The 12,842-nt window shown below is 40.4% G+C and carries 12 protein-coding genes; 6 read left to right on the top strand and 6 right to left on the bottom strand.

What is annotated here, in order from left to right:
• The first annotated feature begins 531 nt into the window (after positions 1 to 531).
• Together ACP8HI_RS09515 and ACP8HI_RS09510 are read left to right on the top strand one after the other, a co-directional pair.
• Positions 532 to 957, top strand: a complete 426-nt coding sequence (locus tag ACP8HI_RS09515) for a DUF2500 domain-containing protein (protein ID WP_438351765.1) — start codon at positions 532 to 534, stop codon at positions 955 to 957.
• 17 nt (positions 958 to 974) lie between these two features.
• A complete protein-coding gene (locus tag ACP8HI_RS09510) occupies positions 975 to 1,724 on the top strand; it encodes an SDR family NAD(P)-dependent oxidoreductase (protein ID WP_438350850.1) in 750 nt (249 codons plus the stop codon).
• 110 nt (positions 1,725 to 1,834) lie between these two features.
• On the opposite strand, the gene ACP8HI_RS09505 is transcribed toward ACP8HI_RS09510, so the two are convergent.
• The 3 genes from ACP8HI_RS09505 to ACP8HI_RS09495 form a co-directional block, all read right to left on the bottom strand.
• Entirely contained in the window at positions 1,835 to 3,235 is a 1,401-nt protein-coding gene (locus ACP8HI_RS09505) for an ABC transporter substrate-binding protein (RefSeq protein WP_438350849.1), read from the bottom strand.
• A 120-nt stretch (positions 3,236 to 3,355) separates the two neighbouring features.
• Positions 3,356 to 4,174, bottom strand: a complete 819-nt coding sequence (locus ACP8HI_RS09500) for a carbohydrate ABC transporter permease (RefSeq protein WP_438351764.1) — start codon at positions 4,172 to 4,174, stop codon at positions 3,356 to 3,358.
• 2 nt (positions 4,175 to 4,176) lie between these two features.
• Complete coding sequence (locus ACP8HI_RS09495; RefSeq protein ID WP_438350848.1) at positions 4,177 to 5,127, bottom strand: carbohydrate ABC transporter permease; 951 nt, start codon at positions 5,125 to 5,127, stop codon at positions 4,177 to 4,179.
• 226 nt (positions 5,128 to 5,353) lie between these two features.
• On the opposite strand from ACP8HI_RS09495, the gene ACP8HI_RS09490 reads away from it, so the two are divergent.
• The 4 genes from ACP8HI_RS09490 (at position 5,354) to ACP8HI_RS09475 (ending at position 8,451) form a co-directional block, all read left to right on the top strand.
• Entirely contained in the window at positions 5,354 to 5,725 is a 372-nt protein-coding gene (locus ACP8HI_RS09490; RefSeq protein ID WP_438351763.1) for a cell wall hydrolase, read from the top strand.
• Between the two features lie 60 nt (positions 5,726 to 5,785).
• Positions 5,786 to 6,235, top strand: coding sequence for a spore coat protein GerQ (gene gerQ / locus ACP8HI_RS09485; protein ID WP_438351762.1), 450 nt, complete (start codon positions 5,786 to 5,788; stop codon positions 6,233 to 6,235).
• Between the two features lie 311 nt (positions 6,236 to 6,546).
• Positions 6,547 to 7,866 carry a hemolysin family protein gene (locus ACP8HI_RS09480; protein ID WP_438350847.1) on the top strand — a complete coding sequence of 440 codons (1,320 nt, stop codon included), beginning with the start codon at positions 6,547 to 6,549 and terminating at the stop codon, positions 7,864 to 7,866.
• A gap of 99 nt (positions 7,867 to 7,965) precedes the next feature.
• A complete protein-coding gene (locus ACP8HI_RS09475) occupies positions 7,966 to 8,451 on the top strand; it encodes a hypothetical protein (protein ID WP_438350846.1) in 486 nt (161 codons plus the stop codon).
• Between the two features lie 249 nt (positions 8,452 to 8,700).
• Here the strand turns inward: ACP8HI_RS09475 and ACP8HI_RS09470 are convergent, their stop codons facing one another.
• The 3 genes from ACP8HI_RS09470 to ACP8HI_RS09460 form a co-directional block, all read right to left on the bottom strand.
• Positions 8,701 to 10,188, bottom strand: a complete 1,488-nt coding sequence (locus ACP8HI_RS09470) for an ABC transporter substrate-binding protein (RefSeq protein WP_438350845.1) — start codon at positions 10,186 to 10,188, stop codon at positions 8,701 to 8,703.
• A 62-nt stretch (positions 10,189 to 10,250) separates the two neighbouring features.
• On the bottom strand, positions 10,251 to 11,012 hold the full coding sequence (locus ACP8HI_RS09465; protein ID WP_438350844.1) for a response regulator transcription factor: 762 nt from the start codon (positions 11,010 to 11,012) through the stop codon (positions 10,251 to 10,253).
• Positions 10,987 to 12,753 carry a sensor histidine kinase gene (locus tag ACP8HI_RS09460; RefSeq protein ID WP_438350843.1) on the bottom strand — a complete coding sequence of 589 codons (1,767 nt, stop codon included), beginning with the start codon at positions 12,751 to 12,753 and terminating at the stop codon, positions 10,987 to 10,989. Before ACP8HI_RS09460 ends, ACP8HI_RS09465 begins: the two co-directional genes overlap by 26 nt.
• Between the last annotated feature and the right edge of the window lie 89 nt (positions 12,754 to 12,842).

The following is a 12,842-nucleotide window of genomic DNA, read 5'->3' as shown; positions in this document are numbered from 1 at the left end:
TGCAGAAAACATATACTAACCCTCAGATTTCAATCGCCATAAGCGGTATACAATCAAGAAATCTGAGGGAAACAAAATATTATTTTAATTTTTATGTATAATGTGAAATAAATCACAATCAAATGAGGATTCTTATGATATATTAAGGATGTACAGAAGATAGACAAGACGATGGGAGTGGGAACGATGACAACATTCAATAACACGACAGATGAAACAAGCAAAAACTTACTACAATTCTGCTATACATGTGAAGATGCTCATTTATGTACTACTGAAGAGAAATGCAGAGCATGTTGGGCTGAACAAGCAATCCTAGTGGAACAAGATGCATTAAACGAAACTCAGTTATTTTTACAAATGATGCATGCATAACTAAAATATGATACTCTACAAAGAGATAGGGAATTAATTCCTTATCTCTTTATTTGATTTGAATAAATGATCAATTTCTCGTGGATGTGGCATATACATGTTAAGGAAGAGTGTATTGAAATGAAATCATAGCTGCTCTACATAGGGGGGAGAAGAATAGGGATGAACTCATTCTGGATGTTCGATTTCGTAGGAACAGTCATGCCGATCTTCATCATTGTGTTTGTAGGCATACTGTTATTAAGTATTGGAAATGGTATTGTTCGATGGAATAATAATAATAAACAGCCTTTACTTACCGTTGGATCCTGTATTGTGAGTAAGCGTAACGAAGTGAGCCACCATCAGAACCATCAGAATGATCAAATATCAAGCTTCACTCGTACTTGTTACTATATAACCTTCGAGGTAGATAGTGGAGATCGAATAGAGTTCGTTGTAAATGGGGAAGAATATGGTCTCTGTGCAGAAGGAGATTCAGGGCAATTAACGTTTAAGGGAACTCGCTACATGGGATTTCATCGTAATCCCCGTTTCACCACCCAAGAAGATAGCCGATCTATTCGACGGGGATATGAATAGCTTAATGGAGGATCAACATGTCATTTACCAATAAAGTTGTTGTTATAACAGGTGCTGCCCAAGGCATTGGACAAGGAATAGCTACGATGTTTGCATCCCAAGGTGCATATGTGGTGTTGGGAGACATTGATTCTGACAAAGGTCACGCTACGGCTGCTAGCATCCATGAAATGGGTGGAACAGCCCTTTTTATTCCATGTGATGTGAGGTCAGAAGAAGAGATACAGCATCTTATGGCAACCACTGTTAAGGAATTTGGAAGGATGGATATTCTGATTAATAACGCGGGCGTATCCCGCTTCAAGTCCATTTTTGAATTATCTGTGGATGATTGGGACGATGTATTGAATACGAATGCTCGTAGTTGCTTCTTAGCTACACGTGAAGCCGCTAAGATCATGAAGAGTCAAGGTATCCAAGGTTCAGTGGTGAATATTTCATCCACACGGTCGACTATGTCTGAGCCTAATTCAGAAGCATATGCAGCGTCCAAGGGAGCGATCCTTGCTTTGACTCATGCGCTGGCAGTTTCGCTTGGAACATACGGAATACGAGTGAATAGCATCAGTCCTGGATGGATTGAGACGAATGATTATGATGCTCTTAGCAAAAGAGACCATGAACAGCATCCTGCAGGCCGCGTGGGGATCCCGGAGGACGTTGCTCGAGCCTGTCTTTATCTAACTCATCCAGATAATTCTTTCATTACAGGGACGGACATTGTGCTTGACGGTGGAATGACTCGTAAAATGATCTATGAAGAGTAGTAGCAATAGTTATTAATTAAAAAGGGGCTTGATCGAAACTATACCAGTTTCGATCAAGCCCCTTTTTGAAAGGTATTATGCTACGAATATTTGACTATGAATGGATTAAGTTATTTTTTTACAGTCAGATTATATTCTTGTATCTTACCCGTAATTGATTTGGCAGCGTCATCCAGTGCCTGTTGAGGAGATTTACTATTGTTTAACACTTCTTCTATTGCTGTTTCTGTCAATTGTCTTGCTTCAGGGAATACACCCATCACTGCTCCTTGTGTTGCTAGATTCAGCTTCGTTTGATGAAGTTGATCTACCGCCGTTTGAAATTGAGGATATGCCACTAGATTATCTTTAACTATTTGCTCATCATATGCTTTTTGAGTGATAGGGAAGTAACCTGTGTTTACATGCCAATACGCTTGTATTGCTGGTTCTGCTAAGAATTTAATGAATTCCCAAGCCCCTTGCTGTTCTTCTTGCGATTTATTGTTCATAATCCATAAGCTCGCTCCTCCTACAACTACACCGCCATCAGCAGAAGCTTCTGGTTTAGGTAAGAAACCTGTACCTACTTCGAATTTACCATCTGCTGAACTAACGATTCCACGAAGGGAAGCCGTAGAATCAAGAGTCATAGCAATCTGTCCTGCAGCGAATGCTTTCTTGGTATCATCTGTTTTACGACCAAGATTCATTAGAGTTTGTTCATCTAGCATTTGCTTCCACCAAGTTAGGGTTGCAACACTCGCTTCACTATTCAATAAGGATGATGTAGCAGGTGAGGTTCGTCCGTTTCCATTATCAATAAATTCTACCCCTTGATTCGCTAGTAATTGCTCAATAAACCAACCGTAGATTGCAAAGGAAGCACCTGATCGGCCTTCACTTGTTAATGCTTTGGCAGCCTTTGCTAGCTCCTCATAGGTCTTAGGAGGGTTCTCAGGATCTAATCCCGCTGCTTTGAAGGCATCTTTATTGTAATAAAGAATGGGATTGGATGTATTAAAAGGCATCGAATACAACTGATTGTCGAATGTATAATAACCCAAAATATTAGGCTCAAGTGATGTGATATCGTATTGTTCCTTATCAATAAATGTCTGAACGGGAGTTACTGCTTCGGTGTCGATCATGAATCGACTTCCAATTTCATATACCTGCATTAAAGCAGGGCTACTATTAGAGTCCATCGCAGCTTTCAATTTATTCAAGCTCTCATCATAGGCTCCTTGAAAGACAGCTTCTACCTGAACATCATCTTGTGAGCTATTGAAATCAGATACAAGCTTATCCACAGTTTCTCCAAGTCCACCACTCATGGAATGCCACCATACCACTTTTACAGGCTCCACTTTCTTTATAGTCTCAGCAGACACTTCACTACCGGAGGTAGCCACAGCTGTTTCACTCGCTGCATTATTACTGACCGTCGATCCACAAGCAGTGATCATAAACATCATACAAAACATAATAAATAGTACATTGGACTTGCTACGGAATGCTTTTGAATTCATGGTCTCATGTTCTCTCCCTTATTAAATCTATATTTTATCTAAAATTAGAAATATTCCTGTTAGGAACTCTCTAATGTCGGATCGCAATTTGAAATAATATTAAGGTTAAAGTGCTCACCATTAGCCCTTAAGAGCTCCAGCAGTTATTCCTTTTACAAGTGGCTTTAGACCAAGAATAAGCAATAGGAGAGAAGGAAGTAGAACAAGTACTACCCCTGCTAAGACTAAATTCCAAGAAGTCATCTCCTCGAATTGCAGCATACTGATCCCAATTTGAACGGTACGCATTTCTTTCTTGTTGGTAATAAGAAGTGGCCATAAATAATTGTTCCAGTGATTCAAGAATGTATAGACGCCTAGCGTCGCAATAGCAGGTGTAGATAAGGGTACAACAAGGGAGAGGAAAATACGGATATGTCCACATCCATCGATCCTCGCGGCTTCAAATAATTCGTAGGGTAACTGTAGATAAGCCTGTCTTAGTAGGAATGTCCCAAATGCCGAAGCGAGAAAAGGTAAGATCAAGCCTGGGTAGCTATCAAGTAAATTCCAATTCTTAACCGTCATATAGTTAGGGATCATCGTTACTTCCCAAGGAATCATCATGGTTGCAAGGAATAAGGCAAATAGAAAAGCTTTGCCCGGAAATCGAAGAAAGGCGAAAGCATATGCAGCTGTACTTGCAGTTATAATCTGTCCGAGCATGATTAATGTAGATACTATGAAGCTATTTCCGATAAAACGCATGATCGGAATAGTCTGGATGACTTCTATATAGTTATCCCAACGGAGTTGACTAGGTATCCATCGAGGGGGATATACAGCTGATTCTGCATTTGTCATAAATGATGAGGATAGGGTGTAGAGTAGAGGGAAAAGGATCAGACATGAAACTAATAATAATGTGACAATTAAAAAGCTTCGATTCATGGTGTTCATAATCATTGATAATGCACCTTCTTCTCAAGGAACTTGAATTGGATCAATGTAAGTATAAGAATGATAAAAAACAGAATTAAGGCTTGTGCACTGCCAACTCCAAATCTAAAATTCACAAATGCATCTTGATATATATTGAACACCATGACGTTGGTACTGTTCATTGGACCACCCTTGGTCAGAATGTTGATCTGCCCAAATGACTGAAAGGCACCAATCATGGATACAACTCCTACAAAGAATAAGGAAGGAGTAATCAGTGGCAATGTAAGTTTAAAAAAAGTACGGAATGATCCTGCTCCATCTATCTTAGCGCTATCGTAAATATCTTCCGGGACACTTTGCATACCACTGAGCAATACAATGAATTGAAAACCTAAGTTCATCCATACGGTCATCAATGAAATAGATATTAGCGCCCATTTAGGGTCGGTGAGCCAATGAATTGGTGCGATATTCATCAGAGTGAGGGAGTAGTTCAACACTCCTAGAGTAGGATGATATAGAATCATCCAGATAATAGAGCCAGTACCTACTGAGATCGCCATGGGTAAGGAGAAGATAAAGCGAAATAGAAACATGCCGCGCCCTTTATTTTGCACCAGAGCTGCGAGCAATAGTGCCAAGGCAATACCTGTGGGAATTGTCATTAGAATGAAACTTAAGGTAACGGTAATACTTTTGTAGAAAAGTTCTGAGGTCAATAAATCTGTGAAGTTACGTAGTCCTACATACTGTGCTACACGCCCCCTCGGATCGGTTAGATACATGCTCAAATATACTGATTTAATGAGGGGGTAGAAGAGAAAAATACTAAACAACAATAATGAAGGAGCCAGAAATGTAAATGCCAGCACGCGTTCTAACAAACGATTTGTTCGTAAAGAACGTGTAGAGAACGAATGTAAAAAGGATCGTGATAAGACTTTGGGTAGGATGATTTCTTTTTCCATAAACGTGTGAACCTCACTCTCTGCTATTCAACTACCATCTGATCATAAAGCTTGGATATTCGCGGAATATTAACCAAATGTAAAATTACAAAATGATTTAAAACAGGCACCATCTGGGCTGCTGTACATAAGATAAGGTGAAGTTAGAGAGTTCACACAACAAGGAGGTGTTAGGGTGCCCGCTGTTAAAGCAACTACAGAACATACGAAGCTGTTAGCACGATTAATGAGAGCTGAAGCTGAAGAGGATGGAGAACCAGGCATGCTAATGGTCGGTAATGTAGGCGTAAATCGCGTCTTAGGTGATTGTCTGGATTTCAATGCTATTCGCAACTTGAATGACATGGTTTTTCAAAGTCCAGGTGGATTTGAAGCTACGCAAAAAGGATATTTCTATCAAAGAGCTCGTGAAAAAGATATTCGACTCGCTAAAAGAGCCATTAATGGTGAACGTAGATGGCCTGCAAGTAATGCTCTTTGGTTCTTCAGACCAGAAGGAAACTGCCCAGCTACTTGGTATAATCAGGTGAATACAGGAAGATATAAAGCGCACTGCTTCTTTACTCCGACTTCGGCAGATTGCCCGACAGTCTATTAAATGAAATATGACTGAAAATAAAAATGAAGTTATGATTTGTAAACATAAGGAGGAATTGTGATCATGATGATGCAACCTTTTCAACCGGTATCTTATAATTTTGGAAATGAGCGGGGGCTCTATAATGCTCCTATGGGCCAAGGAATGGGAGTAGGGGGTTCATATATGAAACCACCACAAGTATCAAGTGGAAATCCGATGACACCAACAGGGAACGTTGTACAGACGAATGCGCCTGTTTTTGAACAATCCTATATTGAGAATATCTTACGTGCCAATTTAGGGAAGACAGGAACATTTTATATGACTTATGAGAATAATAAGGAATGGAATGCCAAAATATTCCAAGGAGTTGTGGAGGCAGCAGGTCGTGATCACATCATTATTAGTGAAAAGACTACTGGACGCAGAGTTGTATTGTTAACGATTTACTTAGATTATATTACCTTTGATGAGCCGATTAATTATCAATATCCTGGAGTTATTGGAAATCCAGTACAACCGAGATGATAAAATTGATCTAAATACCCTAAAAGGGGTGCATTTCGTCTGAATTGACGAAGGCACCCCTTTTAGACCGTTAAACCGCTGTTTTCTCATTAAAACACAATGTTTCTGTTAAATACAGTCATACCTTAGTGTTTGACTGTGTATTGTATAACTATATAATTAAATATAAGGATTACTTTTGGATGGAATGGAGATGAGTTACTTGGGGTATTGATGCTGCATGGAGTAGAACTGTTCATTGATTGTCATACCATTTTTAAAAAACGAAGGAGGTGTACCTATTCGTCAGTGAAGGATTACGACGAGTAGGAATGAGATTGGACCCATTACCGAGTGAACTAAATTTATTTATTGTTTTTGCATTAATAGCGTTAAATGGTTTTTTTGTTTCAGCTGAGTATGCCATGGTAAAAGCAAGGAGTAGCCGGATGGATACACTTGTAGCAGACGGACGTAAAGGTGCTATATTAGCAAGAAATATTACGAGTAACCTAGATTCATACTTATTAGCTTGTCAACTAGGAATTACAATATCATCATTAGGTCTTGGATGGATTGGTGCACCAGCGATTGCACGATGGTTACATCCTCTTTTTGGCATATTCGGATATAGTGAAACTGTAGTGTATGGTATTTCATTAACCATATCATTCATTATCATTACGATACTTCATTCTGTCTTAGGTGAAATCGCACCCAAGACGTTTGCTCTGCGGAAAGCAGATACGGTAACATTGCTATCTGCGGCACCGATGACGTTATTTTACAAGGTGATGTCTCCGTTTATATGGATATTGAATGGATTGGCTAATCTAATATTGAGGATTTTACACATTACACCTGACACTGAACTAGATTCCGCTCATACAGAGCAAGAAATACGTATTCTTATGCAGGAAAGTAATAAAAGTGGGCTAATTAACAATACAGAACTCGCACTTGTAGATAATATCTTTGGATTTGCGGAGACGACCGCACGCGAGATCATGATCCCTCGAACGGAAATGATCTGCCTTTATAAACACGTTCCAAGAGAAGAGAACCTTGAAATCGCATATGATGCTATGAGAACACGTTATCCTTTTTGCGAAGGAGACAAAGATAATATTATAGGATTCATTCATATCAAGGACTTAATTAGAGCGAATGATATTGAATACCCATCGATTGTTCGTCCTATCATTACCGTTCCTGAGTCTATCCACATCAGTACATTACTGAAGTTGATGCAACGTGGTAAGTCTCAAATCGCCATATTAATTGATGAGTATGGCGGTACTTCAGGTCTTGTAACCATGGAAGATATTATGGAGGAAATCGTAGGTGAAATTCAGGATGAATTTGATGAAGAACGACCTGTAATTGAGAAAATAAATGATGATGAATTCTCTATTGATGGATTAATGTTGATTGATGAGATTAATGAACGTTTCGAGTTGGATATGGATACTACTGATTATGATACAATTGGTGGCTGGCTTTATTCGCGGCTTGAGACGATTCCACCTCAGAAGGGGCAATCCGTAGAATTTGACGATCATATATATATAGTGGAAGAAACGGATAACAAGCGTATTTCACGAATACTATTGCACAAGATGGAGTTTCAAACTAAGTACGAAGGGGCTTGAGATACTGTCTGAAAAATAATTTGTTAAAACCTGTAACTACTCTCTGGTTATCTGCGTTTATATTATATCCCAGGATAATCCAGAGAGGAAGATTAGCTAATGATAAGTAAAATCTCCAAGAAATGTTTAACCTTAACACTATTAGTCGCATTAATGAGTATGATGTTTGCCATTGAGGTGAGTGCAGATGAATCTAAAGTACCGGGGGCACTTACAACACCTCCACCGCAGGAGGAGGTGTCGTCCTTAGCCTTAAATCCGAGTTTCAAATATCTGTATGATGGACAACTAACCATCTCGGCTCTAGGTAACTTGAAGGCAAGACTCAGAGCAACAACGGTAGCATACGAAATAGTGAACTCTCTAGGAGCTGATGTGTCCATTCAGCGTTGGACAGGTACTGAATGGGTAACCGTTCAGACCACAACACTATCGACCACATCAAGTGACAGTTACGTTGGTATGGCTGATTGGAGCGTAACTGCGGGTTATTATTATCGTGGAATGGGTAACCATTGGATTAAGAAGGGTTCTATTAAAGAAGAATACGTGATTCATACCTCGTCGCTACTTATTACACAATAGAAGAGTGCAACATCAAAGGGTGGTACCAGCGAAGCTGATACCACCCTTTGACTATTTATGAAGACAATTGTCGGAAAAAGGAGATAAAATTGAAAAAGAGTATGACGATATTTGAAGCTGTTTACCCTCATTTTTATCAACCCTCGTTATCTTCTACGAATTCCTTTAAATGGTTCAGCTTGTCGTCATCGAGGCTATAGCCTTACTTATGGTTCTGGCAGGAGTTTGGCGGTACTTCCGTAATGGCACTTACCTCACTTTGGCCAGCCACGTATCCAACTGTTTCTGCACTTCTTCCCGGACCTCATTGATGCCTGCTTGGTTTAGCTCCTCGTTAAACTTGGTGAGGATCGTGTCAACATCGACGGTTCCAGTCATGAGGCTTGAATAGTATTTCTTCCAAACCATCTCGATGTTATCGGTTTGGGCGGTCAGCTTGGATAGATCAGGAGTAAAACCGAGAACGGTGGACTTGATTACTTCAGCGTTGTAATTGCGGAATTGATCCCATTTATCGAGGGGTTCCGGGTTATCACCGCCCATGGTTTTCAGGATAAACCAGTTACCCTGTGTGTATTGTACTCCTGAATAGCTTGCTGATGCATCAGGGATCGGGTCACCATAGCTATCTTTGCTAGGAATTGGGACCGCCTGCCCATATTCATTCAGCGTGTAATGCAGTCCTTCAATACCATAATTAAATAAGTTTCGTATTTCAGGGTCGGTATTGAGTAGATTCAGAAACTGAATACACTCAACGGGATGGTTGGTGTTGGCATTAACAGCCATGATTCCTGCCCGGACTGATTCCGTGGTGACGATGCTCGCGGTTACGGGATTCGATACAACCTTGTAGCCGCGATCCTTACTCCAAGTAGTCTCCGGGAGTGGGCCACTACCGGAGGACTTCCAGAACACTTTAGCACCACGCTTAAGTCCGCCGGGCTCCCGTAGCGCTGCGTCCATGTTAATGAAGCCTTCCTTATAATAACGCCGTAATGTGTCTAATACTTGCCGTGCTTCCTTTGTTTCGAAGATATTTACGACCATCGCGTTAGGGTCTAGCGATTTCACCATCAAGGGAACTTTATGATTCAAAATATATTCGTAGCCATAGAGAGCGAAGAAATTGTGTGAATCCTGATCCAATTCCATGGGTATGTATGCAGGCTCATCCTGTTGAATCATCCGGAGTAACGGTTCTAGCGATTCTAGCGTATTGTACTTGGTAATGTCGATATTGTACTTGTTCACTATTGAAGCAGGGTACATCCAATGATCACGTACGGCCAGCTCTTTATTGGTAGGTACACCATAAATGCTTCCATCATTCATTCGTACCCCTTGCCAAAAGGTTGGGTCAATGGTGTCGTACAAATCCTTACCCAGACTCGTAAGATCGTCATCAAGTCTTAGCCATGAACCGCGCATAGCGGTGGTTGCATAATTGGGTGCAAAAGCAATATCGAAAGGACTTCCTGCGGAAATAAGTGTGTTCAGCCGATCTTCATACTCCTGCCAACCTACCTTGATATAGGTGATAGTCACGCCAATTTTACGAGCCATAATTTCATTGATTTTATCATTTACGAGTTGGAGGTCCTTGTCAGGATCTCCAATTGTATAATAAATCAGATTTACAGTGTCACCATGATATTTAGCGTCGTTGTTTATACTAGGCTGCAGGGAACAACCGGTCGTATACGCTGTGAGTAGTAGTAAAATACTGATTGTCATGAAGATATACCTGTGTCTAGAGCGCTTTAGCATCGATATTCTCCTTTCAGCCGAGTTCGTTATTAACCTTTAACACGCAGATCAGAGGGAGACTTTCCGAAAAAGCTTTGAAAGTGTGTATAGAAATAATTGAGATTGTTGTAGCCGACAGAAAGCGCGATATAAGAAATCTTCTCATCTGAAGATTGAATTCGTTCTTGTGCGAGGATCATTCGGTAAGCCATTAGGTATTCTGAAAATTTCATTTCGGATTCTTTGAGAAATAATTGTCCAAGATAGGTACTGTTCATCTGGAAGCGATCTGCCACTAATTTCAAGGTAATATTCTGGGCATATTCTGTCTTGATCATCAGCAGAATGCGGTTGACCAGCTTGGATAAGCTGTCATAGCTTACACCCAGTACCGGATCCTTGTTCAAACTCTCGCAGCTAATATTACCTATCGTGCCATTAAGATCTTCAACAATAATTTTCTCAATAACTTGCTGTAGCTTTGTTCGTTCTATAGGCTTGAGTAGATAGTCTTTGACGCCACAGCGAATGGCTTCTTGGGCATACTTGAATTCACTATAGCCACTCATAATAATATATTTCGTAGGGATTTGGAGCTCGTTGAGTCTATAGATAGTTTCATATCCAAGATTCTTGCCAACGCAGACATCAAAAATTGCGATATCTGGTAGCAGGTCTACAACCTTGGATAGGGCCACCTCCGTAGATTCGCAGGTATCGATCCGAGTGAAGCCGTATCGTTTCCAGTCCAGAATTCGCTTCATCCCCTCCAAAATCTGAGGTTCGTCATCCATAATCAGCAGCTTGTACATGTTCAATCACCTCTTTTGGAATCCGTATATAAATCTTAACTCCAGCTTCCTCATTATTCTCAATTTCTATAGTAAAGCTGTTCCCATAGAAGAAATGAAGTCGTGTGTATACGTTGCGTAAACCGATACTATTGGATGAAGTATCATCATTGTTGGTCATTGTGTTTCGAACTGCATTTAAATGCTCCGCATGAATACCAAGCCCATTATCTACAAATTCTAATACATAATCGTATTCAGCTTCCCAACCATTAACTACATAAAGGTTAAGCTCATTACTAGCGATAAAGCCATGGATGAAAAAATTCTCAGCCAAAGGCTGCATCCAGAATTTCACGGTGGGGATTGAGAGTAACGTCGGTTCTACATTGACTTGATAATAAAAACGCCCGGGATACTTAAACTCCATAATCACCAAGTACTTCTGCAGCAATTCCAACTCGCTCGCAAGCGATATGATATTTTCCTTTTTGACAATTTCACGATAGAGAGACCCCAAAGTAGCAATTGCGTCAGCGGTCTCCCTGTCCTGATTAACAAGGGCAGTGGAACGGATAACCTCTAACGTGTTGTATAAAAAATGAGGATTAATCTGATGCTGAAGCGCCTTCATCTCCGTTTCTTGCTGCTTCAGCTTAAGCAAATATTCATTACGGATATGCTTATCTAATTGCTGAATCATATCGTCTAATTCTCGGGCGATCATGCCGTATTCATTTCGACGATAACGGGAAGGGCGATGAAGTGTAAAATTGGCTGTTTTCACGCGTCCAATCGATTGAATAATGCGGTGCAGGAAGCGGGCGTCATCCCGCATATTGTACACAATGAGCATAAGTACACTAATCATGGTCGTTAACACGATTAGAAAGATGGTGATGAGCATCCTGGCATGTTCTCGAATCAGCATAAATAAATCAATGAAACTAACGAATTTGAAATTGAACTTGGTGGATGGATAGGTGACAAAAAATATATGCTTAAAAAAACCTTTCGAAATAAACCCATGACTGCGTTCATTCGCCGCCGCCAGAAGGGATAGTTCCTTCAATCCGTCTTGGTCCTGTCCGTTACCGATAATGTATACTTCACCAGAAGCACTGACTGCAGCACCTTGCCCAAATCGATAATTTTGTATAGATTTAAAGATTTGATCACTGTTGATCAAGAAGCGAAGCTCCCCGAATTCCTGTGAGCCCAGTGTTGGATCCGATAGTTTCTTACGATATACGAATCCCTTTAGAATTGTATCCTGAAAAGCATCATCTGTATTTGGAAGACCGAACATGAAGCTCGAAATTCCGTTATCGTTAAAGCTTACGACATTGCCATACTGATTGGTATGTAGACTAATCTGCGTTATTTCACCTTGCGCCCAGCTGTACAGGTAGGTTTTAATATCCTCTGGGAAGGATACCAGCGGTTGTGAGAATTGGCTGTTTTGCAGTCTAAAAGTTAAGTATTCTTCAGTACTACTGCTTAAAAAGCTGCGAACATCATCCATCAGACTAATATTGGAGTAAATACGCTGCATGTAAGCCTGAATTCGGTCGTCATCATACTGCAACTCATTCTCTACACCAGCGAAAGCATTAGCAGCCTCTATACGGGCATCACCAACCCATTGATTCAGCAGCATTGCGCAGGTCAGAATGCCAAGCGTGAGTCCAATGGTCACAACGAAGATAACATAGGCAATAAACTTGTGACGATAAATTTTAATTTGTAAAAAGGAGCTCATAGGACACCTCAATTGCAGTAGATCGTTAAAAGTAAGCGCTTACCACACTATTCTAACATGATTAAGCAAAGCATCATAGATAGTAAGAA

Source organism: Paenibacillus sp. FA6, assembly GCF_051550225.1.
In the GTDB taxonomy this organism is placed as follows: domain Bacteria; phylum Bacillota; class Bacilli; order Paenibacillales; family Paenibacillaceae; genus Paenibacillus_AQ.
This window is presented reverse-complemented; position numbering and strand designations above follow the sequence as displayed.